This window comes from Salinigranum salinum, from assembly GCF_009176545.1.
Classification (GTDB): domain Archaea; phylum Halobacteriota; class Halobacteria; order Halobacteriales; family Haloferacaceae; genus Salinigranum; species Salinigranum salinum.
In genome coordinates this window covers 710,912-732,999 of sequence record NZ_VTOJ01000001.1, presented here as the reverse complement: position 1 = coordinate 732,999, position 22,088 = coordinate 710,912, and the positions used below count along the sequence as shown (strand labels likewise).

The 22,088-nt window shown below is 68.0% G+C and carries 19 protein-coding genes and 1 tRNA gene; 14 read left to right on the top strand and 6 right to left on the bottom strand.

Annotated elements, in window-relative coordinates:
* Positions 1–389: 389 nt before the first annotated feature.
* Together FZP69_RS03440 and FZP69_RS03435 are read right to left on the bottom strand one after the other, a co-directional pair.
* A complete protein-coding gene (locus FZP69_RS03440; protein WP_152039973.1) occupies positions 390–1,241 on the bottom strand; it encodes a polysaccharide deacetylase family protein in 852 nt (283 codons plus the stop codon).
* Positions 1,238–2,026 carry a glycosyltransferase family 2 protein gene (locus FZP69_RS03435; protein ID WP_152039972.1) on the bottom strand — a complete coding sequence of 263 codons (789 nt, stop codon included), beginning with the start codon at positions 2,024–2,026 and terminating at the stop codon, positions 1,238–1,240. Before FZP69_RS03435 ends, FZP69_RS03440 begins: the two co-directional genes overlap by 4 nt.
* 235 nt (positions 2,027–2,261) lie before the next feature.
* Between FZP69_RS03435 and FZP69_RS23360 the strand changes: the two genes are divergently transcribed.
* On the top strand, positions 2,262–2,408 hold the full coding sequence (locus FZP69_RS23360; protein WP_394350143.1) for a hypothetical protein: 147 nt from the start codon (positions 2,262–2,264) through the stop codon (positions 2,406–2,408).
* 152 nt (positions 2,409–2,560) lie between these two features.
* Here the strand turns inward: FZP69_RS23360 and FZP69_RS03425 are convergent, their stop codons facing one another.
* Positions 2,561–3,838 carry an outer membrane protein assembly factor BamB family protein gene (locus tag FZP69_RS03425; RefSeq protein ID WP_152039971.1) on the bottom strand — a complete coding sequence of 426 codons (1,278 nt, stop codon included), beginning with the start codon at positions 3,836–3,838 and terminating at the stop codon, positions 2,561–2,563.
* Between the two features lie 969 nt (positions 3,839–4,807).
* Here FZP69_RS03425 and FZP69_RS03420 point away from each other — a divergent pair.
* The 4 genes from FZP69_RS03420 (at position 4,808) to FZP69_RS03405 (ending at position 7,988) form a co-directional block, all read left to right on the top strand.
* Positions 4,808–5,467 (top strand): HVO_0476 family zinc finger protein, encoded by a 660-nt coding sequence (locus FZP69_RS03420; protein WP_152039970.1) that lies wholly within the window; start codon positions 4,808–4,810, stop codon positions 5,465–5,467.
* A gap of 88 nt (positions 5,468–5,555) precedes the next feature.
* Positions 5,556–6,200: a protein-L-isoaspartate(D-aspartate) O-methyltransferase gene (locus FZP69_RS03415; protein WP_152039969.1), complete on the top strand. Its 645-nt coding sequence runs from the start codon at positions 5,556–5,558 to the stop codon at positions 6,198–6,200.
* Between the two features lie 65 nt (positions 6,201–6,265).
* Complete coding sequence (locus FZP69_RS03410) at positions 6,266–7,228, top strand: methyltransferase (RefSeq protein WP_152039968.1); 963 nt, start codon at positions 6,266–6,268, stop codon at positions 7,226–7,228.
* 22 nt (positions 7,229–7,250) lie between these two features.
* Positions 7,251–7,988, top strand: coding sequence for a protein-L-isoaspartate O-methyltransferase family protein (locus tag FZP69_RS03405; RefSeq protein WP_152039967.1), 738 nt, complete (start codon positions 7,251–7,253; stop codon positions 7,986–7,988).
* Between the two features lie 237 nt (positions 7,989–8,225).
* On the opposite strand, the gene FZP69_RS03400 is transcribed toward FZP69_RS03405, so the two are convergent.
* Positions 8,226–8,717 carry a DUF7382 domain-containing protein gene (locus FZP69_RS03400; protein ID WP_192918443.1) on the bottom strand — a complete coding sequence of 164 codons (492 nt, stop codon included), beginning with the start codon at positions 8,715–8,717 and terminating at the stop codon, positions 8,226–8,228.
* 76 nt (positions 8,718–8,793) lie between these two features.
* Here FZP69_RS03400 and FZP69_RS03395 point away from each other — a divergent pair, with 76 nt between their 5' ends.
* The 7 genes from FZP69_RS03395 (at position 8,794) to FZP69_RS03365 (ending at position 19,102) form a co-directional block, all read left to right on the top strand.
* Positions 8,794–9,873, top strand: coding sequence for an ATP-binding protein (locus tag FZP69_RS03395; RefSeq protein WP_152039966.1), 1,080 nt, complete (start codon positions 8,794–8,796; stop codon positions 9,871–9,873).
* Positions 9,874–10,059: 186 nt separating this feature from the next.
* The gene (locus FZP69_RS03390; RefSeq protein WP_152039965.1) at positions 10,060–12,096 is read left to right on the top strand and encodes an ATPase, T2SS/T4P/T4SS family; all 2,037 of its coding nucleotides are present in this window, start codon (positions 10,060–10,062) and stop codon (positions 12,094–12,096) included.
* A complete protein-coding gene (locus FZP69_RS03385) occupies positions 12,093–14,141 on the top strand; it encodes a type II secretion system F family protein (RefSeq protein ID WP_152039964.1) in 2,049 nt (682 codons plus the stop codon). The genes FZP69_RS03390 and FZP69_RS03385 overlap by 4 nt, the downstream gene beginning before the upstream one ends.
* 2 nt (positions 14,142–14,143) lie before the next feature.
* A complete protein-coding gene (locus tag FZP69_RS03380) occupies positions 14,144–15,895 on the top strand; it encodes an Ig-like domain-containing protein (protein ID WP_152039963.1) in 1,752 nt (583 codons plus the stop codon).
* 114 nt (positions 15,896–16,009) lie between these two features.
* Positions 16,010–16,345 (top strand): CrcB family protein, encoded by a 336-nt coding sequence (locus FZP69_RS03375; protein WP_152039962.1) that lies wholly within the window; start codon positions 16,010–16,012, stop codon positions 16,343–16,345.
* Positions 16,342–16,701 (top strand): fluoride efflux transporter FluC, encoded by a 360-nt coding sequence (locus FZP69_RS03370; protein ID WP_152039961.1) that lies wholly within the window; start codon positions 16,342–16,344, stop codon positions 16,699–16,701. Before FZP69_RS03375 ends, FZP69_RS03370 begins: the two co-directional genes overlap by 4 nt.
* 88 nt (positions 16,702–16,789) lie before the next feature.
* Positions 16,790–19,102 (top strand): PAS domain-containing sensor histidine kinase, encoded by a 2,313-nt coding sequence (locus FZP69_RS03365; protein WP_152039960.1) that lies wholly within the window; start codon positions 16,790–16,792, stop codon positions 19,100–19,102.
* Between the two features lie 6 nt (positions 19,103–19,108).
* On the opposite strand, the gene FZP69_RS03360 is transcribed toward FZP69_RS03365, so the two are convergent.
* The gene (locus FZP69_RS03360; RefSeq protein WP_152039959.1) at positions 19,109–19,516 is read right to left on the bottom strand and encodes a MaoC/PaaZ C-terminal domain-containing protein; all 408 of its coding nucleotides are present in this window, start codon (positions 19,514–19,516) and stop codon (positions 19,109–19,111) included.
* Between the two features lie 460 nt (positions 19,517–19,976).
* Positions 19,977–20,049 (bottom strand) — tRNA-Asp (locus tag FZP69_RS03355).
* Positions 20,050–20,290: 241 nt separating this feature from the next.
* Between FZP69_RS03355 and FZP69_RS03350 the strand changes: the two genes are divergently transcribed.
* Together FZP69_RS03350 and FZP69_RS03345 are read left to right on the top strand one after the other, a co-directional pair.
* Positions 20,291–20,518 carry a DNA-directed RNA polymerase subunit H gene (locus FZP69_RS03350; RefSeq protein WP_152039958.1) on the top strand — a complete coding sequence of 76 codons (228 nt, stop codon included), beginning with the start codon at positions 20,291–20,293 and terminating at the stop codon, positions 20,516–20,518.
* Positions 20,515–22,080 carry a DNA-directed RNA polymerase subunit B'' gene (locus FZP69_RS03345; RefSeq protein WP_152039957.1) on the top strand — a complete coding sequence of 522 codons (1,566 nt, stop codon included), beginning with the start codon at positions 20,515–20,517 and terminating at the stop codon, positions 22,078–22,080. Before FZP69_RS03350 ends, FZP69_RS03345 begins: the two co-directional genes overlap by 4 nt.
* Positions 22,081–22,088: the final 8 nt, after the last annotated feature.

Sequence of the window (22,088 nt, the reverse complement as noted above, 5' to 3'; positions counted from 1 at the left end):
GTCCGCGGTAGCGAGCGGCGGAGCCGTGAGCAGGGGACAGTCGGCGCTCCCTACCGGTGGTACACGAGGAGAAGAGACGAAACCGGGACCCTTCACCGTGACCCGAGGGACGGTCGCCGGAGACCGGAGGTCGCGTCTCCATCGTCACCGGGGAGAACGCGAAAACCCGACGACTCGAACGGGTATCGTCACCACCGAGGGCTTGTTCGTGGCGGACGAACGACCTCGGGAACGCATCAGTCGGACGACCGTCCCACCCTCGCCGAAGGGGATCGTCCAGCGAGGGAGAGCGTTGCGGCGGGTCCCAGCGAGGGTGGGCAGTCGGTTCCAATGACTGCGCCGCTTGCACCGACAAGTCGGGCGAGCGGTGTTCCGTCCCGTCGGCCGGCTCAGGCGGGACGGGGGGTGGACCGGGAGAGTTCGTCGACGAGACGCTCGAACCGCTCGAACGAGTAACCCACCGTCGCGAACCTGCCGAGAACACGATCGAGCATCCCGAACCCGTCGGCGTTGCGCGCGTAGACGCCGCGGTACAGCGGCGGGAGGTCCGCGGCGGAGTCGGGGTTGAACAGGTCGTGCATGTGGACGTTGAACACGACCGAGGAGGGAGCGAACCGCGTGAGTGCCGCCAAAAGCGGCCGTCCGAACAGCCGACAGTACGAGAGTGACGTCGGGATTCGGAGACGGTCGGAGAGGACGGTGAACGGCACCTCGTAGACGCCGCCGGTCCGCCGGCTCGGAACCGTCGGTTCGTTCCTGTTGTCGAAGTGACCGGGACGCCACGAGGGGAAACAGCTGGCGTCGAACTCGTAGCCCGCCTCGGCCAGCAGGACGTAGTCGTCCCGCCGCACGTTTCCGTTCGGGAAGCGGTACCCCTTCGGCTCCGTCTCGAAGAAGTTGGTGAACCGGGCCGTGCTGCGGGACACCTCCTCGGGAACGGACGTCTCGGAACGCGGTGCGTGCGAGTGCCCGTGCGTGTGGAACTCGACGGCTACGTCGGCGTTTCTGAGCGAGTCGACGGCGTCGGGTCGCTCGTCGAGGACCTCCGTCTGGACGAACACCGTCAGCGGCACGGCGTGGGACTCGACGGTCGAGACCAGGTCTTCGACGCGCTCGAGCGCCTCGTACCGGTTCGGTCCGAGCGCAGTGCCGTAGTCACACTCGAGGTCGAGCGTCAGGTAGAAGCGTCGCTCACCGGGCCAGTCGAACAGCTGGTCGGGCTGATCGTCACCTGTCGTCATCGCGTCCGGAACGTGTGGCGAAGGACGTTGCTGACGAGCGAGACGCCGTGGGAGAGGGGGTGTTCGGTACTCGCGGCCGGGACGTCGTAGCGGATCTCGACCGGAACCTCCTCGACGACCAATTCGTCGGTCGCCACCGCGTGGAGGATGTCGACGCTGGCACCCATGGAGGCGCCGATCTGCGACTTGGTCGCGAGCGTCCTGACGGCCCGTGGGTCGTACGCCCGGAACCCGCTCTGGGTGTCGGCTATCCACGACCCGGGAGAGAGTCGACCGAGGCTCAGGTTCACGAGCCAGTTGACGACGTGGAGGCCGAGGCGACGATACCGTGGGGCGTCCATCGAGCCACCGGCGACGAACCGGCTACCGATCACTACCCCGGCACCGGACTGCCGCTGGTGTTCGACGAGCCTCGGCACGTCGGCTGGGTCGTGCTGACCGTCACCGTCGACGACGACGAGGTGGTCGGGGGACCGGTGGACCGCCTCCTGTAAAATCGTAACGATCGCCGCCCCGTAGCCACGGTTGCAGCTGTGTTCGACCACAGTCGCCCCCGCGTCGCGAGCGTGGCGGGCCGTGTCGTCGTCGCTTCCGTCGTCGACGACAACCACCGAGTCCGCGACGGCCAGCGCGTCACGAACCACCACGCCGATGACGTCGGCCTCGTTGTACGCGGGAATCCCGACGAGGACCGTCGGTGACGTCGGTACCGACGGTGACCGTGCGTGGTCCGTCTCTGACCGGGCTTCGGCTCCGTCTCCGGACAGGTGCTCCCTCATAGTCATGACACTACAAAATCCATAATTAATAACGTAATCGTTTCTAATTTCAGTTGGTAGTTCTTACATACGTGGTGAGCGACGGTCGACAGGAGCGTCGGTGCTGGGACGGGTGACGTCGTGCCGGAGGCTGTCGGCCGGGCTCGCGGAACACGCCGGTCCGTGACCCCGGGCCCTGTCACGACCACGCATGGAACCGGCGAAATGTGCCCTTTCACGGGTGGACGGAGTACCTCGAGGCATGAGTACCATCCCCGACGCCGGCGAGTGGGTCCCGCTCGCCTGTCCGTCCTATTCGCCCGGAGACCCCACGGTTCACGAGGTCGTCAAGCCGGGTGGCCAGTCGACGGTCCGCTGTACGGAGTGCGGCCACGTCCGCAAGGAGTGAGTCGAGCAACCCCGCGAGATTGCGGTCGACGTGGTCGTCTCGCAGGACGGCGAGTCGCTGTCGACGACGGTCGACGCCCCCGCCGAGGAGCGCGTCGAAGTGGGGCGACGAGTTCATCATCGACACGCCCGAGGCGCTGATGCAGGTCCGGATCACCCGAGCACGCACCGGTCGAACGCCGACCGGACGCACGACTCGTAACACCGGACCTCGTTCCCGTCTGCGATGTACGCCGCACCCTCGACGACGGCGAGCGAGGAGCGTGTCGATCCGACCTCCACCCGTCCCGAGCCGTAGATCGCACCATCGTCGGTCCCGAGGGCGAAGAGCGAAGACGGCGACCCTGGTTCGGTCGGCTCTGCGGCCATGGCGTAGACGACGTCGCCGGCGACGATCGGTGTCCAGCTCAGGTCGACGACACGGCGGTCGTTACCGAACGACCACACCTGCTCGCCAGTGTCGAGACGGCGGGCGGCGAGGACGTCATCGGCCGCGTAGAAGAGGCGTCCCCCAGCGACCGCGAAGCCGGCGTCGGTCCGTCTCCTGGCGGGTTCGCGCCACTGAATCGTCCGGTCGACTCGGTCGACGACGGCGACGGACTCCCGGTCGCCGCCGCCGAGCGGGACGACGAGTCGGTCGTCGGCGACGGTCAGTGGACCGTCGACCGGAAGCGACGACTCCCAGGCGACCTCACCGGTCGCCGCATCGAGGGCGACGACGCCACGACTCGACGCACCGTCGCCGAGGAACGGCGCGTACACCGTGCCGGCGGCGGCCGCGAGCGTCCACAGGTCCGCGAACGAGGGGAGACGTCGCCGCCACCGTTGCTCCCCTGTCGCGGGATCGAAGCCGCGTAGCTCCGGACCCGCGTCTCGGTCGCCGTACGTCCCGGCAACGAGCGTCCCGTCGTGGACGACGGGTGCCCCCGCCCGCGGCCACGGCTGTGCCGCCGTCGGGACGGGGACGGTCCACAGCCGCGTCCCGTCGGTCGGTGTGAGGGCGTGGACGCCGTCGACGGTCTGCGCGTAGAGTGTCCCGCTGTCGAGACAGAGCGAGTCGAAGTGGACGTCCAAGAGCGACGTGGACCGGCGCAACAGCGTCGTCTCCCAGCGCCGGTCGCCGGTCGCCCCGTCGTACGCGACCACGGTCGCCCGGCGTGGGTCGTCGGCGTAGTTCGACTGGAGGACGAACACCGTGTCGTCGGCGACGACCGGTGTGGTGGGCGGATAACCTCCGGCCGTGTCGGCCACCCACGCCGGGTAGAGGAAGCCGGTCGGACCGTCGACGTCGGTCCGGTTCGTCCGGCCGTCCGTGTATCCCGGTCGCGGCCACGAACCGGTTCGGGGAGGGCGCTCGACGGTGACACAGCCGGCAGTGGCGGCGACGCCCGCGGAGCCGAGTGCCGCGAACATCGAGCGGCGGGAGGGCATCGGCTCCGACTCCGGAGGCCGAGTATTTCAACCCCTTGACCGACGACCACGCGGGCGTGCCACGTCGGATTCGATATCGCCGTAACCGGTTTATGAGGCGTCTCGTCGTGCATCCGTTCCGAGCCACTGTTCGTGGCCGAAAGGCCGTCTATCGACGGTTCGGAGGCAATCGTGGTCGAGACGTCCTGGTTCGGCGTCGTCGTCCGGACCGACGCCGGATCCGGTGGACACGGCCATTCCCCGCTCGGTACCTGCACCGTCGAAGTCGCCCAGGACGCCATGGATTTCTTCGACGACCGACACTCCGTCTCGTCGTCGGGAGGGAGCGGCACTCTCGCATCCGCGTCGATCACGACCGAACCCCTCGAGCTTCGACGACACCGCTTGTCGTGACCCGTCACTGTCGCCGGGCTGGGATCGTCGCCATCGGCAACGAGCGGCGGGCGACGATCGGGAGCGGTCGGCCGGCAGGAGCCGAGGGCACGACGAACGGCGAACGGATCGTCCGAGCCGCGGTCGCGACCAGTTCGGCGGCTGTGACCCCTCGCACTCGACGGTCAGGCGGAGCGGTCCCGTGAGAACCGCCCCACTGCGGCGGCGTGGTGTCGGACGAGTCTCCGGTCCCGCCTCGAACGAGTCGCCGAGTCAGTCGCCGGCGTCGCGCGTCGTGGCGGTCGCGTCAGCGCCGGACGTAAACCCGATACTGCGATACGAAACCGTTCGTCGGGAACCATCTACCGCTGCTGGGTCACACATCCGCTCGCCGAGGCGAGAACGGTGATCCGCTCGGTCGTCGACGGAGGGAGCCAGATCGGGAGGTCCGAACGCGTCGGATCGGGGGCGTCGGTCCGTGCCGCGACGTCGGAGAGCGCCGTCGTGACGGATCGCGTGGCGGCGTCGTTTACGGGAGTTCAGGATGTAGCGGGCGATTCCGTGCCCTTTTCACGCGTGGGCGGAGTACGAGGCCGTATGAGTACGACCCCCGACACCGGTGAGCGACTCCCGCTCGCCTGTCCGTCCTGTTCGCCCGGGGAGCCCACGGTCCACGAGATCGTCAAGCCGGGCGGCCAGTCGACGGTCCGCTGTACGGAGTGCGGCCACGTCCGCAAGGAGCGGGTCGAGAAGCCCCGCGAGATCGCGGTCGACGTGGTCGTCTCGCAGGACGGCGAGTCGCTGTCGACGACGGTCGACGCCCCCGCCGAGGAGCGCGTCGAAGTGGGCGACGAGTTCATCGTCGACACGCCCGAGGCGCTGATGCAGGTCCGGATCACCGCGATCGAGGTCGGCCCGGAACGGCGGGTGGACGAGGCCCGGATGGACGACGTCGAGACGGTCTGGACGCGCGTCGTCGACAACGTCACCGTGAACGTCACCGTCCACCCGAACGACGGTCGCCGGGACGAGTCGCGCAGCCTGAAGATGCAGGTTCCCGGCGACTACGAGTTCACCGTAGGCGCGGTCGAATCCGTCGCGGGCGAGGAGTTCGAGGTCGACGGGATCCACGTCCGGGCGGACGCAGACGGCTACCGCTTCGACAAGTTCGACCACGACGGCGACGTGGTGTTCGCGAAGGACGTCAAACGCGTCTACGGCCGGGACACCACGACGGCCGCCTGGTCCGCCTGGTAACCGTCGCTCGCTCGATCCCCCGGCCGCCGCGGCACCTCGTCGGTCGATCACGACAACACGTAACACGCTCGGCGTTCTTCCATCCGGTATGGGGCGCGATACCGAATCGGACCTCGACGCTGCCCGTCAGCGACTGGTCGACCGTCTCGTCGAGCGGGGCTACGTCGAACGCGACTCGACAGAACGAGCGCTCCGGGCGGTTCCCCGCCACGAGTTCGTTCCCGACGGGAGCAGACGGCGGGCGTACGAGGACACCCCGCTCCCGATCGGGACCGGCCAGACGATCAGCGCACCGCACATGGTCGCCATCATGACCGACCTCCTCGCGCCCGACGCCGGCGACCGGCTGCTCGAGATCGGGACGGGCTGTGGCTACCACGCCGCCGTCGTGAGCGAGATCGTCGGGCCGGGCAACGTCTACAGCGTCGAGTACCACGCCGATCTCGCACGCGAGAGCCGGGAACGACTCGCACGACTCGGGTACGACGTCCACGTCCGGCGGGGAGACGGCCACGAGGGATGGCCGGAACACGCTCCCTACGACGGCGCGTACCTCACCTGTGCGCCGCAAACGGTCCCCGAGACGGTCGTCGAGCAGGTCCGGACGGGTGGCAGAGTGGTCGCCCCCGAGGGAGAGCGCGTCCAGACGCTCGTCGTCCTCCGACCGACGGGGAGCGGGATCGAGCGGGAGACGCACGGTCGGGTGCGGTTCGTCCCGATGCGCTCGGGGTAACACGGGGCGTCGACGCTCCCGTGGACGATGCGCCCGTTTTTCACCGGTGCGCACGCAGCGGTCGTATGCCGACGCGAGACGGAACTGGACCCGACCACGAGGAGTTGCTGTTGCTGTGGAGCGCACGCCGAACGGGCGTGCTCGACGCGCTCACCACGACGGCCGGGACGGCCGACGACGTCGCCGACGAGACCGGTCTCGACCGCGAGACGAGCGCGCGGTTCGTCCGGGCACTGGCCGACGACGGGTATCTCCGTCGTGTCGGCGGCGAGTACGAGGTGACGAACCGCGCGCTCGGCTTCCTCGCGACGCGCGACGTCCGCTCGATCGGCGCGACGCCGCGGGCGCTCGACCTCCTCGATGCCATGGCCGAGATCGGTCCCGACCGCGCGGGCGACGAGGGGTGGACGCGCGACGCGGAGCGGCCCGACGCCGACGAGCGACGGCTTCGCCACCGACTGGGGGCCCACACCGCGACGCCGCGAGCGACGGTTCGAGCGGGGGTCACTGCGGCGGTTCACGCCGCGCCCGACGCCGACCGGGTCGTCGACGTCTACGGCGGATCGGGCGTCTACGCGACCGAGTTCGTCCGGCGGGGTCGCGCGACGACGCTCGTCGAGTCGAGGGACGTGCTTGACGTGGTGGAGCCGATGCTCGCCGGGCAGGGCGTCGACACTGTCGAGACCGACGAGCCGACCGCGGTGCCGGTCGTCGACGCGGATCTGGCGGTGCTCGCCGACGTCGTTCAGCGTCACCCGCCAGCGGCCGATCGGCGGCTCCTCCAGTCGGTCCACGACGCGCTCGTCCCCGGTGGCGCGGTCGTCGTACTCGAACCGCTCCGGGACCGGTCGCCCGCCGCACGCCGCGTCGCCGTCGAACGGCTGGCGGTCGGCCGGGGCGACGCCTACACGAGCGACGAGGTCGAGGCGTGGCTGGGCGACGCGGGGTTCGTCGACCACGAGACGCGCGACGTGCCGGGGACGACGGTGCAGGCGGTCGTGGGCCGCCGCGAGCGTGGCGTTGATTAGGATCGGGGGCCGAGACGAGGACATGGACATCGCGGCGGTACGGGACGACATGGTCGACGGGGTCGAGCACGGCATGACGCTCGACGCGAGCGTCGCCCAGGCCATGCGGACGGTCCCACGCCACGAGTTCGTCGACGACCGTCCGTACGACAACCGCTCGTCTGAACACGAGGGGACGCGGGTGCTCGCCCCCGGCCTCGCGGCTCGTCTCCTCGACGCGCTTGCGGTCGACGGCGACGAGGCGGTGCTCGTGGTCGGGGCGGGCGTCGGGTACACGGCTGCCGTCCTCGCGGAGCTCGTCGGGGCGCACCGCGTACACGCGGTCGACATCGTCCGATCCGTGGTGTACGACGCCCGGCAGAACCTCGCACAGGCGGGGTACGACGGCGTCCTCGTCGACTGTCGCGACGGCGCCGACGGGCTGCCGGAGTACGCGCCGTACGACCGGATCCTCGTCGAGGCGGCCGCGGTCCGCCCGCCACGACGGCTCCTCCGACAGCTCGCGCCGGAGGGGCGGCTCGTCATGCCCCTCGGCGGCGGTGGAGCGGAGCAGACGCTCGTCGCCGTCGAGCACGACGCGGGCGAGGGCAAGGTCGTCGCGGAGTTCGGGTCGGTCGCGTTCCGTCCGCTGCTGGTCGACGGCGAACGGAGCGCCCGGCGCAACCGGACCGAACGCGAGGACGCCGAGTTCGCACGGCAAGGGTACTTCGCCCCCACGGGCTGGGAGCAGGAGTGGATCGACTGGGACGAACACCTCTGAACGCGCGGGAGTCGTGGACCACCGACGACACCACGGCGAGACGACGCCGACGAGACCACGACAACGCGTCACTGGCGATACCACGACAACGCGTCACTGGCGATACCACGACAACGCGTCACTGGCGACACTACGACAACGCGTCACTGACGACACTACGGAGAGACGACATCACGGCACGACGGCACCACGGCACCGACGATACGCTCGTCGACCGACGAGACCACGGCCGCCGCGTCAGGACCGAACGACCAGGATCTCCGTGTTGCCGCGGCGGTCGACGTACTGACTCCCCGCGGGCGGTTTGACGCTCACGACGAGCGTGCCCTCCTCCTGGTGGGGGAGGAGCGACGGCGCGACGGTCACGGAGGCGACGCCGCGATCGTCGGTCTCGGCCGTCACGACACCGTCGAGTGACGCACCGCCGCTCTTCACCACGACCGTCGCGCCGGGGACGGGGTCGCCGTCGGGATCGACGACGACGAGATCGATCGCCTGCTCGCCGGGGGCGACCACGTCCGGTTCCGGGCGGACGTCAAGTTCGGTGACTGCGAGTCCCTCCACGCCGGTGAGCATGTTCAGCATCACGCCGAGGCTCGCCACGCCGACGACGAGCGCGACGACGAGTCGGACGGGGAGGCCCTCGATGGCGCGGTCGTCGCGGCGGAACCGGGCCAGAGCGAGGCCGGGAGGCGAACACGGGAGTCGGAAGCGGTCTGAGTCGACCATGCCGCCCGGTGGCCTCGGGTTCGTATTTGAATCCTCGGGCGAGCGTTTATCGGGGAAGCCGGAGCCACCCCGGAGCATGCACGTACTCGGACGGGACGACGAACGTGGACGCGGACGCAGCGGGGAGGACGGGACGGGGTCGGAGCGACCGACCGCCCGACTGGGACGGTACCGCGCCCGCGACGGGAGCGCGGGCGCGGTGGTCGGCGTCGATCTCGACCGCCCGCACGCGGCGCTCGTCGTCGGGAAACGGGGGTACGGCAAGTCGTACACACTCGGCGTGCTCGCCGAGGAGTGTGCGAAGGCGTCGGGCGTCACGCCGGTCGTCGTCGACCCCATCGGGGCGCTCTGCGGCCTCGGCTCGTGGGGACGGGTCGTCCGGGAGCCGACGGTCCGGGCCGACGCGGTCCCACCGCGAGCGTGGCCCGAACTCGTCGGACTCGATCCCGACTCCACGGCCGGGGCGCTCGTCTGGCAGGCCGCAGCGGCCGCCGGGACGCTCGCCGGGATGTGCGACCACGTCGCGGACGTCGACGGGGACGAAGGGATCAGCCGGACGGCGGCCAACCACCTCCGACTCGCGGCGTCGTGGGGAGCGTTCGCCCCCGACGGTCTCGACGCGCGGGAGCTCGTCGCGAGCGATCTGACCGTGCTCGACTGCGCGGGCCAGTCGCCGGGTGCGCGCTCGGCCGTCGTTCACGCGGTCGCTCGCGGGCTGTACGAGGCGCGTCTGTCGGAGTCGGACGCAGTCGACACCCTCCCGTGGCTGTTCGTCGACGAAGCCCACGTCGCATTCGACGGCGTCGCCGCCGCGGCGCTGACGACGCTTCTCACCCGTGGTCGTGCGCCCGGAGTGAGCCTCGTCTGTGCGACGCAGCGACCGGGCGCGCTCCCACCAGTCGTCGCCTCACAGACGGACCTCCTCGTGGCACATCGGCTGACCGCCGAGGCGGACGTGGCGGCGCTCGCGGCGTGTGAGGCGACGTACGTCGCAGGACGCCTCCGTGACCGACTCCCGACGGCCTGCGGCGAGGCGCTCGTCGTCGACGACCATACCGAGTCGGTCCACGTCGTTCGCGTCCGCGAGCGCGAGACGCCACACGAGGGGGCGAGTCCACGGGCGAGCGCCGTCCGTGAACGGGCGACGACGGACTGACCACCACTGCAGTACGGGCGTCGTCGGAGCCGGTGCAGTGGCGTCTCGAGAACGTGTGCGGGGAGGGAAAGGTGGAAAATATCCTATGTTATGAATGTAATAATATACGTAAAGTATTAATTTCATACTAGTCAATACAGTGTAAGCTCTGGAACGCACGGGGGAAGGGGCAGTTTGGAGATACGCATGACAGACGATGATTCGATCCGGGGAGCGACAGACGAGCGCGCCCGTCTCGACGATGCGGACGGAACGGCGCACGCGGGCATCGAAGACGGCTGCGAGCCGACGACGGAAAGAGTGACCGACGGGGGAGGGACGGTCGACAACGGGACCGATCAGTGGTCGACGGAGTGGACGAGCGGAGAACGAACCGCCTCGAACGGGGACCACGAGACGCACTTGACCGCGGGAACCGACTCCCCCCCGCAGCCAGTCGACTCGTCCGGTGGAGCACGCGTACCGCCAGCGCCCGACCAGATCCATCCGAAGTCCGACGTGCGCGCGGACGTGCTTGCCGACGTGTGGGCGTTCTTCGAGGAGCGCGCCCAGCAGAAGCGGGAGTTGGCCGAGGAGGCGGAGGCCGAGAGGGCGTCACTCACCGGCGTAGAGCGCGTCTCCGACCGCCTCCGTCGGTACGTGGGGAGCGACGGGTCGGTGGAACCGTTGAGCCCGACACCCGACGAGTCGTTCGTTCGCGAACGGTGGTTCGACTTCAGCTACCTCGACGAGTATCAGCAGATCGGCTACCGGTGGGTCACGTACCCGTACGCGTACGTTTCGATCCTGTACCAGCCCGAGGAGCACGTCTACCGCTATCACGTGACCGAACCACGGCTCTCCGAGTTCGAGCAGTACGTCCGGGACGACCTGACGACGACGCTCCGCAACAGTCTGATGTACCGGGACCTCTCCGGCGGACAGGACCGAAACGCCACGTTCACCGAGATGATGCACGAGGTCTTACGAGAACACGCAGCAGCGCTCCCCGAGGGGACCGTCGCCAAGCTCACCTACTACTACACGCGCGACTTCCTCGGCTACGGTCGCATCGACCCACTGATGCGTGATCCGGGTATCGAAGACATCTCCTGCGATGGCGAGGAGATCCCGGTGTACATCTACCACCGCGAGTACCGTGACCTCCGCACCAACGTCCGGTTCGACAACAGCCATCTCAACTCGGCGGTGGTCAGGCTCGCTCAGCGTGCGGGCAAACACATCTCGGTCTCGAACCCGCTCGTCGACGCCTCGCTTCCCGAGGGGTCGCGTATCCAGCTGACGCTCGGGACCGACGTGTCGACGCGGGGGTCGAACTTCACCATCCGGAAGTTCTCCGAGGTGCCGCACACGCCCGTCGACCTCATCAAGTGGAACACATTCTCGGTCGACCAGATGGCGTACTTCTGGCTCGCCATCGAGAACAACATGTCGCTGGTGTTCGCCGGCGGAACAGGGTCGGGCAAGACGACGTCGATGAACGCCGTCTCGCTGTTCATCCCGCCGGACAGCAAGGTGGTGAGCATCGAGGACACGCGGGAACTCGTCCTGCCTCACGAGAACTGGGTGCAGTCGACCACGCGCGAGTCCGCGACGGCCCGTGGCGAGGGTGACATCACGACCCACAACCTCCTCCAAGCGGCGCTCCGACAGCGTCCCGAGTACATCCTCGTCGGCGAGATCAGGACCGAACAGCGCGTCGCGTTGACGTTCTTCCAGGCGATCGGGACGGGACACACCGCGTACTCGACGTTCCACGCGGACTCCGTCGAAGCGGCGCTCGCACGCCTGCAGAACCCGCCGCTGTCGGTCCCGGCACAGATGCTCCGGAACCTCGACATCGTCTCCGTGCAGCGACAGGTGAGCCGGGGTAGAGAGCGGCTCCGTCGGAACGAGGCGATCACGGAACTCGTCCCGAACGACGACAGCGCCGGTCTCGAGACGAAGACGGTGTTCGAACGGTCCCCGAACGCCGACGAACACCGAGCGGTGGCCGACTCGACCGTCCTCGAACGGATCGCCTACCAGCAGGGGTGGACCGAGGACGAACTGCAGACGGAGTACGACAACCGATGTGAGGTCCTCAGCTACCTCGTCGACGAGGACGTCACGGCGTTCGAAGACGTGACCACGATCATCGAGATGTACTCGCGCGCTCCCGAAGAGGTCCTCGAGCTCGTCCGCTCCGACGACACCGACGTGACAGCGGTGGTGACTCGATGACCGACGCCAACACCACCGCGGGAGCGACCCTCTCGACGTACGAGGTGGGCCAGTACTACGTCTCCGAGAGGGAACTCGACACGGAGGATCGCGCGCGTCTCCGCGAGGAGTACGGCTACGTCCGGACCTACTTCCGGGTGCGGGCGGAGAAACACCGAACACTCCAGCTGTGGCTCAATCAGTCTCGCAACGATCAGATGGCCGACCAGTATCTCACGCGGAGCGTCTACTACAGCGTCGGCGTGGCGATCGGGAGCGTCCTCCTGGGCGGACTGGTGGCCCTCATCGCGTCCGCCCTGGGTTTCGGTGTGTTCGCCGAGCCGCTCGTCGAGATCCCCGTGTCGGACAGTATGGCCGCGTGGTACCGGGCGAACAAGACGCTGTTCCTCGCCGCACAGGTCGTCCCCGTCGTCGCCGCGATCACGGGCGGCGCGACGTGGCTCGCGCGCTACTACTACCCACGTGTGGTCGTCGACAGCCGGAGACAGAACATCGCGTTCATGCTCCCGAACGCGATCGTCATGATGTACGCACTGTCGCGGGGGGGGATGTCGCTCCCGGAGGTCGTCGGAGAGATCGCCGACGCGGGCGACGCCTACGGCGAAGTCGCCAACGAGTTCGACGTGATCGCCCGCGACATGAACCTGTTCGGGACCGACCTGTACACGGCGATGCGCAACGCGCGGAACGTCACTCCGAGCGTCGTCCTCGAACAGTTCCTCGACGACCTGGTCAACGTCGTCGAGTCCGGCGGTGACGTCACCGAGTTCTTCCAGGAACAGTCGAAGACGTATCTGCGGGAGGCACAGGAAGAACAGGAACAGTTCCTCGAGACGCTCGGCGTGTTGAGCGAGGTGTTCATCGTCGGATTCGTCGCCGCACCGCTGTTCCTCGTGGTGATCCTGCTCGTCATCAACGTCCTGGGCGGGAGCCAGCTCCTCCAGTTGATCCTCATTGTCTACGTCGTCGTTCCGCTCAGCATGGCCGGCTTCCTCGTGTTGCTCTCGACACTCTCGGAGCCGTACGTCTTCCCCGAGACACACCTGGAGTTCGACGACGCCCCCAGCGCGACGTACGACGCCACGGCCGCGAGAGAGAACCCCCTGCACGACTCGTTCCAGACCCACAAGCGACGCGCTCGACTCATCGGCTCCCTTCGCGACCCGCTGGCCGTGGTCCGTCGCCGACCGATCGTCTCGCTCGCCGTGACCGTCCCGGCTGCAGTCGCGTTCGCACTGGGCACCGTGTTCACCGGTGCCGTGACGCCGTCGTTCGCGGCGCTCACCGCGACGCCGGTCCGGGTGACGACGCTCCTGTTCGTCGTTCCGTTTCTCGTCGTCGCGGTTCCGCTGTCGTTCTTCCACGAGCTCAAACGTGGATACGAAGAGGACATCGCGAAGCGGTTCCCCGACACCCTGAACATCCTCTCGAGCGCGAACAACATGGGCGTCCCGCTGGCGGACGCGCTCGGCATCGTCGCCCGGTGGTCGGGCGGGCGGTTCGCCGACGAACTCCGGACGCTCCGTAACGACGTGGCGTGGACGAGCGATCTCCGGCGCTCGCTGCTGCGGTTCGCGAACCGAATGGAAGTGCCACAGGTGTCACAGACGGTCAAACTCATCGCCGAGGCCGTCGGCTCGACGCGCGACCTCTCGAAGGTACTGAGCGTCGCAGCGGAAGACACCCGGAACCGGTATCGCCTGCTCCAGAAACGACAGGCCGCGATGGGGTCGTACGTCGGCGTCGTCGTCATCGGCTACCTCGTCTACCTCCTGGTCATTCTGATGCTCGACGTCAGCTTCCTGACGCCGATCGCGGAGCTGAACGCGCGGACCGCCGGAACGCCGATCGATCCCGATCTCCCGACCTCGTTCCAGGGCGTCCCCGTGTCGACGTACCGGATGATCTTCTTCCACTCCGTGCTCATCCAGGGCATCGGGAGCGGTCTCCTGACCGGTGAGCTGGCGAGCAACGACATCTACAACGGCCTCAAGTACAGCATCCTCCTCGTGTTACTCTCGCTGTTCGCCTTCCAGTTGGTGTGATCATGGACCAGACAGAGACACCGATCGGCCGAACGCGTACCGACCGACGGACGGCACGCCGCCCCCGTCGTGATACACCGCGCCGACGGTTCGAGCGCACGGACCGAGGCCAGACGGAACTCCTCGGCGGAATCCTGCTGTTCGGACTCGTCGTCGCGCTGGTCGTCCTGATCCAGGTGGCGGCCGTCCCGAGCTGGAATCAGGCGCTGGAGTTCGAACACAGCCAGCGGGTCGACGGGGACTTCCAGCGACTGGGGCAGATCATGAGCGACGTCGCAGGAGACGGCGGCGACCGTTCGGCGACCGTCGAGGTCGGAATGCGGTATCCGACGCGACCGTTCCTGTTCAACCCGCCGCCGGCGACCGGACGGCTGGAGACGAGCGAACCGGGGACGCTGTACATCAACAACAGCGAGATCAGCGGCGTCGACAACTACTGGAACGACGGCTCGGAGTCGTTCCAGACCCGGACGATCCGCTACGACGCGTCGTACAACGAGTACCGGAACGACCCCGCGATCACCTACGAGTACGGACTGCTCGTCGAGACGCATCCCAGCGGGGTGGAGCGACCGACGAGGACCATCCCCGTCGTGAACGGAACCAACGTGAACCTCGTACTCGTCGACGGGCGTCTGCAGGACACGAGAGCCGGGACCGTGACCGTCCCCATCGAGGGCGTGAGCGCGCCGAGTACCGGCGTCAAACTGCGGAACCGGACCGACGGAGACATCGTCATCAGGCTGCCGACCGAGAGCAGTCAGGCGGTGTGGGACGAGGCGCTGAAGAACGAGATAGACAGCGGTGGCGACAGCGACCCCGACAAACACGTCGAGAGCGTCACCGTCTCGGACGGTGAGGTCGTCATCAGACTGGAACGGGACGAGACGTACAACCTCCGAATGGCCGCGGTCGGTGTCGGATCGGCCCTCCCCGACGAGCGGGCCGCCTACATCACCACGAAGGGCGATTCGACCAAGATCTTCGCGAACGAGACCCGCAACGAGCTGACCGCCGTGGTCCGTGACCGATACAACAACCCCGTCTCCGGGGTCGAAGTCGAATTCAGGAGCGACGACGCCACCTGCGGCTCCTTCGATTCGAGCCCGCCGGACGTCACCCGAGCGACCACTGGTGAGGACGGTGAGGCCACCGTCGACATCGACATGGGTCCCGAGCAGTGCGAGGTCGACGTCACTGCCGACATCGTCGGCGGCAGCGGGCCCTCCGACACGGCTACGTTCGAGATCAGGGCGACGACCGGGGCCATCGTGACGATCGGCAGCCCGGGAGACGGTGACGGCGGTGCCGAGGACGGCGTCTCCGAGCTGAATCCGGAGTCGGGAGTGCCGATATACACGGGGATCGCACAGAGCACCAGTGGAGGAGACTTCGACGTCTGTATGTACAATCCGACGGGTGAGACGTACACGTTCCTCGAGGGACGGATCTCGTTCTACTTCACGTCGGGATCCAACGCACCGACGACTGTCGCGTTCACCGACGTGTCAGGCCTGTCGCCTCAGCCACTCCCGGGTCCCTTCGTCGACATCCAGGGTCTCGGCGACGTCAGTTCGGACGCGGACGCACAGAGCCGAATCGCGCTGGATTTCGAGGACAAGGATTCGGGGCCGAGTGACTTCTTCGTCCTCTCGATTCGGTACCAGGTGGGCAGCGAAACGGACACGTTCTCGTATCTCGTCAGCCCGCCGGACAACAACAACTACGGGGACTGTCCCGCGCCCCCGACCTAGGTCTCGAGTCGTCGGTAGGTCCGGCCTCGGCCCGGTCGACGGGCCCGTGTGTCGGTTCACCCCGGCGGAACTCGAACCGAAACCCACGAGTAACCGCTTCGCTAGCCCCGTGACGTGAAGCGTCTCGACCCGGTGTACGTGGCAAGTGGCGGCTTTCTCGGTGCGGTTCTTCGCTGGAGTGTCGGCGTGGCCGTTCCGGGCGCGGCGGGCACCCTGGTGGTAAACATCGTCGGGAGCTTCGTGCTCGGACTGCTGGTCACGCTCGTTACTGACCACCGTACCCGGATCTTCGTCGGAACCGGCCTGCTCTCGTCGTTCACGACCTACAGCACCTTCGCCGTCGAGACGGCGGCACTCGGCGTCACGATGGGGGCCGTGAACGTCGGCGCGAACTACGCGCTGGGCTTCGCGGCGGCCGGTGCCGGCATCGTCGTGGGGGCGCGGCGATGACCGCCGTCGCGTCGCTGTGGCCGGGACTGCTCGTGGGGATCGGCGGGACGCTCGGCGCGCTCGCGCGGTTCGGCGTCGACAGCTGGCTGGGGACGCGCGGCGTGTTCGTCGTGAACGTCCTCGGGAGCGTCGTGCTCGGTGCGCTGGTCGCGGCACCGCTGGACGGGGGCGTCCTGCTCGTCCTCGGTGCCGGGTTCTGCGGCGCGTTCACCACGTTCTCGTCGTTCGCGGTCAGCGTCGTAGAACGAGCACAGGGGGACGAGCTGATCGCGGCGGCCCGGTACGCGACGCTGATGCTCGTCGCGGCGCTCGTGGGGGTCGGGATCGGCGAACTGCTCGTCCACGGCCTCGTCTGAGCACGGCAGCAGGGGGCACCCCGTATCAGCAGTGTGAAAGGTAGACATTATACCCCCCGCCCGTGTTGCGGGCGATAGAGAGCGAGCGATGACGAAGGTGCTGTATCTCGGCCGGGAGCGAGACGACGGAGGCGTCGTCGACGGTCTGAGCCACGCCGCACCACATCTCACCGTGTGCGGAGCGTCCCCCGACGCGGCGACGACTCCGCCGAGTGTCGACTGTGTCGTCACGACACCGGACGCGACCGCCGACGGCGTGTCCGTGGCCACGGCCCTTCGGACGGCAGGGTACGCCGGTCCGGTCGTCCTGTTCGGCACCGGGAGCCACGAGTCGATGGCGTCGCGACTCGACGAACTGGGCGCGACGACGTACGTCCGCCGGCGCGTCGCGGACGAACGAGCGCCGTGGTGGCGGCTGGCCGAGGCGGTCGAGCGGGTGACGACGGCCGAATCGAGGCGGCACGAGACCCGACTCGCGCTGTCGCACGACTCCGGACAGGAGCTGCTTCGCTGCGAGGACGACGCGGCCGTCGCGGCCGCGGTGGTCGAGGTCGTCGGAGACGTCCTCGGCGTCGAGGTCGGCGTCGTCGAAGCGGTGGCCTCCGACGACGGGGGCCACGACACGCACGTCGTCGCTGCGACGGCCGGGTTCGACGCCGAACTGCTCGCAGATCCCACCGTCACGGCCGCGATGGCGACGGGAAGCGGAGAGCGGACCTCCGTGGAGGACGCCAGCGACGACGGCGTCGTCGCCGTGGTTCCCGTCGGCGACCGGCTGCATCTCCTGATCGACGGACGCGGCGTTCCCGCGGTCGAGTTCGACCTCCTGGAGACGGTCGCGGCGACGACCGAGGCAGCGTTCGATCGGGTGAGACGGGAGGCGCGGCTCCGTGAGGAGCGCGACCGGCTCATCTCGCTGTTCGAGAACACCAGCGACGCCATCGTCGACGTCGAGGCGGTCGACGGGGAGCCGATCGTTCGCGACGTGAACGAGTCGTTCGAGCGCGTCTTCGGCTTCGCGAGGGAGGGCGTCGTCGGCAGGGACCTCGACGAGATCGTCGTGTCGACGGACGTGCCGGTCGGGGACGCCGCACTCGGACACGGTCTCGACGACGAGCCGTCCGAGCGCGAGGTTCGTCTGTCGACGGCCGGCGGCGTCCGCGACTTCCTCTACCGTTCGGTTCCGTTCGACGAGCGAGAGCGCAGGCGGGGGTACGCCGTCTTCACGGACATCACGGATCGGAAACGCATCGAGCGGACGCTGGGACGACTCCACGAGACGACGCGGACCCTCGTCAGGGCGGAGACCGCGGACGAGATCGCCGAGATCACCGTCCAAGCGGTGACCGACATCCTCGGCTACCCGGTCACCACGGTCCGACTGTACGACCCCGAGTCGGAGGCGCTTCGTCTGGTGGCCGTGTCGGCGGACACCGCGGCGGTGCTGGGCGAACGTCCCGCCGACGGCCCGGAGGTCGACCTGGCGTGGGGGGCGTTCGAGACCCGGACACCGCTCGTCGTCGACGACCTCTCTGCCCACGGCATCACCGACGTCAGTATCGAGCGTGCGATGTATCTCCCGCTCGGCGACCAGGGGCTCCTGACGCTCGGCTCGCCGGCGGCGGAGCAGTTCGACGACTCCGACCGGCGACTGGCGCAGATCCTCGCCGCGAACGTCGGGGTGGCCCTGTCGCGGGCGGCACGGATCCACGTCCTCCGCGATCGTGAGGCCGAACTCGCCAGGCAGAACGAACGGCTCGACGCGTTCGCCTCCGTCGTGAGCCACGACATCCGGAACCCACTGTCGGTGGCGCGCGGGTACCTCGACCTCGCCCGCGACGCCTGTGACGGCGACGAGGATCCGAGCCCGCACTTCGAGCGCGTCGAGCGCGCCCACGAGCGGATGAACCGTCTCGTCACCGATCTCCTCGAACTGGCGCGGCAGGGAGAGGCGGTCGGAGCGACCCACGAGATGGGCATCGGCTCGGCCGCGAGGCGTGCCTGGGACGCGGTCGACACTGGATCTGCGACCCTCGACGTCGTCGAGGACCGGAGGCTCCAGGCGGACGAGGAACGACTCGGGACGCTCTTCGAGAACCTCTTCCGGAACTGCGTCGAGCACGGAGCGGGTGACGACGGGACGGTCCACGTCCGGGTCGGCGCGGCGGACGACGGCTTCTTCGTCGAGGACGACGGCACCGGCGTCCCCGAGACCGAGCGCGAGACGGTGCTGGAGCGCGGCTACTCGACGAGCGACAGCGGGACGGGGTTCGGTCTCTCCATCGTGGGCGAGATCGTCGAGGCTCACGGGTGGACGATCCGCGTGGCGGCGAGCGGCACCGGCGGGGCCCGGTTCGAGATATCCGGGGTCGACACTCGAGCACACGGCGCACTCGAGTAGGCAGGATCAGCTGTCGGTCCGCCACACCAGTCCCTCGACCCGACCGCGAAGCACCGGGCCTTCGTCGGCGTCAGCCCGCGCGCTCGTCGTCCGTCGGCAGTCGACCGTCGCAGCCAGTTCGTACCGATCGGGGCGGGTATCGACCCGCTCGGTCGTCCACTCGCACCGAACCGTGTCGCCGGCGTAGACGGGCGTGCAGAACTCGAACTCCATCGTGTGTGCGAGGACGTCGAGCGCGCCACCGACCTCGGTCGGAAGCGTCGCGGTCAGCAGGCCGTGGACCAGCGGCGGATCGCGCTCGGTGTGGATCGCCTGCGTGTCGTGCGAGAGGTCGGCGAACGTCCGGACCTCGTCGGCGGTGAACGTGCGCTCGACGACGTGGACGGCACCTTCCTCGGGGGGAGGTGGAGACATTGGACGGGCTTCGGCGGACGTGAACAAAGAGTGTGTGGGCCGACCGACGTGAGGGAGAGGTTTCCCTGCGCACCGGGCACCGCCTCGATGGAGTGTTCGCTCCAGGGCTCGGTCCTGTCGACGGGAACACGAGCGACACGGCAGTCACTCGCCGTGAAATTCGCCGCAGAAGGCCGGCCGGAGCGGGATTGTGAACCCGATTGCGAACGCTCGCGTTCGCGTGGTTCAAATCCCTTCGAGGTCGTCCAGCCGCTCACAGGATGGCGAGCGACACGCGACGCGGTCGCTCGCCGGGTAGTTCGCAACAGGAGCGCCCGGAGCGGGATTTGAACCCCAGTCGTTCCGCTCACTGCCGTTCGCTCCACTCCCTGATTCGAATCCCGCTCGTAACCGTCTTCGCGGCTCACCGGTGGCGAGCACACGCTCCGCGGTGCTCGCCGTGTGGTTCGCCGCAGAAAGACGCCCGGAGCGGGATTTGAACCCGCGTCACGACCGTGACAGGGTCGTATGATGGGCCACTACACCATCCGGGCAGAGCGCACTCAACCGTAACCCGGTTGCCTAAATAAGACTTACCATCTCACCACGCCGTGTGAGGCGGTACCGTCGGCCGCTCCGCAAGGCATTTATCCCCCGTTTCCGTCTGTCATGGTATCAGGCCGCGTGCGGTCAGTGAGCGGCGCTACCCGGACTGCTTGACAAGGGTTAAATGGGTAGACCCAATAACGCACTGTAGTATCTCGTGAGAGCTTCTCCCCATCCACCCCGACATCCATGGTCAACGTAAGCGAACACACACTGGTTCCGGACCACACGATCCTCGACGAGCCCGAAGTCGAGGACGTGCTGGCCGAGTACGACGTCGAACGGGTGAACTTGCCGAAGATCCGCACGTCGGATCCGGCGCTCCCCGACGAGGCCGAGGTCGGCGACGTCATCAGGATCGTCCGCGACTCGCGAACGACAGACACGGCGGTCGTCTACCGACTGGTGATCGAATGAATCGACAGTCACGACGCACAATCTCCAGAGAGTACTTCTCACAGGAACGGCTCGCAGAACACCACTTCCGCTCGTTCAACAATTTCCTCGACCGCGGCATGCAGGAGGTCGTCGACGAGAAGGAGACGATCGACACGGACATCGGCGACAAGGAGGGCGAAGAGCCCGTCTGGGTCGAACTTGGCGACATCCGCGTCGAGACGCCGCGGGTGCGAGAGGCCGACGGCTCCGAGGAGTTGCTGTTCCCGCAAGAAGCCCGCCTGCGCAACATCACCTACGCCGCCCCGGTGTTCATGGAGATGTCCATCGTCCGCGGCGGCGAGGAGGAAGAGGAGGTCGTCCTCGACGCCACCGAGACCAAGGTGGGTCGGATGCCGATCATGGTCGGCTCCCGCAAGTGCAACATCTCCCAGCTGTCGGACGAGGACCTCGTCGAGATCGGCGAGGACCCCGTCGACCCCGGCGGCTACTTCATCGTCAACGGCTCCGAGCGCGTCCTCATGACCTCGGAGGACCTCGCGCCGAACAAGATCCTCGCCGAGTACGACACCAAGTACGGCGACGAGATCCAGGTGGCGAAGACCTTCAGCCAGCGTCGCGGGTACAGAGCGCTCGTCCTCTGTGAGCGCAACCGCGAGGGGCTGCTCGAAGTGTCGTTCCCGTCGGTGTCGGGATCGGTGAACTTCGTCACGCTCGTCCGCGCGCTCGGGCTCGAGTCCGACGAGGAGATCGTCCACCGCGTCTCGGACGACCCCGAGATCGTGAAGTTCATGCTGGAGAACCTGGAGGAAGCTCCGGTCCAGACCGAAGAGGAGGCCATCGAGGAACTCGGCAAGCGCGTCGCCGGCGGCCAGGGCAAGAACTACCAGCTCAAGCGTGCCAACTACGTCATCGACCGCTACCTCCTCCCCCACCTGCACGAGGAGGGAGTCGAGGAGGAGGAGGTTCGGATCAACAAGTCCTTCTACCTCTGCCGGATGGCCGAGGCGTGTTTCGAGCTCGCGCTCGGTCGCCGGGATTCGGACGACAAGGACCACTACGCGAACAAGCGCCTGAAGGTCTCCGGAGACCTGATGCGCGACCTCTTCAGAACCGCGCTGAACAAGCTCGCACGCGACGTGAAGTACCAGCTCGAGCGGGCGAACATGCGCAACCGGAATCTCACGGTGAACACGGTCGTACGGTCGGACGTGCTGACCGAACGGCTCGAACACCCGATCGCCACGGGCAACTGGGTCGGTGGACGCTCGGGCGTCTCGCAGCTGGTCGACCGGACGGACTACATGGGTGTGTTGTCACACCTCCGGAGGCTCCGGTCGCCGCTCTCACGGTCACAGCCGCACTTCGAGGCGCGCGACCTGCACGCGACCCAGTGGGGTCGTATCTGCCCCTCCGAGACCCCCGAGGGGCCGAACTGTGGCCTGGTGAAGAACTTCGCGCAGGCGATGGAGCTGTCGCAGAACGTCGAGGACGAGAAGGCGCTCAAACGAGAACTGGCCCACATGGGTGTGGAGGGCATGCCCGGACTCGAGGGCATCGAGACGACACCCGCGGACGACTGAACACATCA

What these genes read in the sequence shown, in the direction of transcription:
- FZP69_RS23360 (WP_394350143.1), top strand. Translation starts at nt 2,262, where the DNA reads ATGAGTACCATCCCCGACGCCGGCGAGTGGGTCCCGCTCGCCTGTCCG.
- FZP69_RS03385 (WP_152039964.1), top strand. Translation starts at nt 12,093, where the DNA reads ATGACCGACGCCAACACCACCGCGGGAGCGACCCTCTCGACGTACGAG.
- FZP69_RS03380 (WP_152039963.1), top strand. Translation starts at nt 14,144, where the DNA reads ATGGACCAGACAGAGACACCGATCGGCCGAACGCGTACCGACCGACGG.
- FZP69_RS03395 (WP_152039966.1), top strand. Translation starts at nt 8,794, where the DNA reads ATGCACGTACTCGGACGGGACGACGAACGTGGACGCGGACGCAGCGGG.
- FZP69_RS03400 (WP_192918443.1), bottom strand. Translation starts at nt 8,717, where the DNA reads ATGGTCGACTCAGACCGCTTCCGACTCCCGTGTTCGCCTCCCGGCCTC.
- FZP69_RS03440 (WP_152039973.1), bottom strand. Translation starts at nt 1,241, where the DNA reads ATGACGACAGGTGACGATCAGCCCGACCAGCTGTTCGACTGGCCCGGT.
- FZP69_RS03370 (WP_152039961.1), top strand. Translation starts at nt 16,342, where the DNA reads ATGACCGCCGTCGCGTCGCTGTGGCCGGGACTGCTCGTGGGGATCGGC.
- FZP69_RS03390 (WP_152039965.1), top strand. Translation starts at nt 10,060, where the DNA reads ATGACAGACGATGATTCGATCCGGGGAGCGACAGACGAGCGCGCCCGT.
- FZP69_RS03350 (WP_152039958.1), top strand. Translation starts at nt 20,291, where the DNA reads ATGGTCAACGTAAGCGAACACACACTGGTTCCGGACCACACGATCCTC.
- FZP69_RS03405 (WP_152039967.1), top strand. Translation starts at nt 7,251, where the DNA reads ATGGACATCGCGGCGGTACGGGACGACATGGTCGACGGGGTCGAGCAC.
- FZP69_RS03415 (WP_152039969.1), top strand. Translation starts at nt 5,556, where the DNA reads ATGGGGCGCGATACCGAATCGGACCTCGACGCTGCCCGTCAGCGACTG.
- FZP69_RS03345 (WP_152039957.1), top strand. Translation starts at nt 20,515, where the DNA reads ATGAATCGACAGTCACGACGCACAATCTCCAGAGAGTACTTCTCACAG.
- FZP69_RS03420 (WP_152039970.1), top strand. Translation starts at nt 4,808, where the DNA reads ATGAGTACGACCCCCGACACCGGTGAGCGACTCCCGCTCGCCTGTCCG.
- FZP69_RS03360 (WP_152039959.1), bottom strand. Translation starts at nt 19,516, where the DNA reads ATGTCTCCACCTCCCCCCGAGGAAGGTGCCGTCCACGTCGTCGAGCGC.
- FZP69_RS03410 (WP_152039968.1), top strand. Translation starts at nt 6,266, where the DNA reads ATGCCGACGCGAGACGGAACTGGACCCGACCACGAGGAGTTGCTGTTG.
- FZP69_RS03435 (WP_152039972.1), bottom strand. Translation starts at nt 2,026, where the DNA reads ATGACTATGAGGGAGCACCTGTCCGGAGACGGAGCCGAAGCCCGGTCA.
- FZP69_RS03365 (WP_152039960.1), top strand. Translation starts at nt 16,790, where the DNA reads ATGACGAAGGTGCTGTATCTCGGCCGGGAGCGAGACGACGGAGGCGTC.
- FZP69_RS03425 (WP_152039971.1), bottom strand. Translation starts at nt 3,838, where the DNA reads ATGCCCTCCCGCCGCTCGATGTTCGCGGCACTCGGCTCCGCGGGCGTC.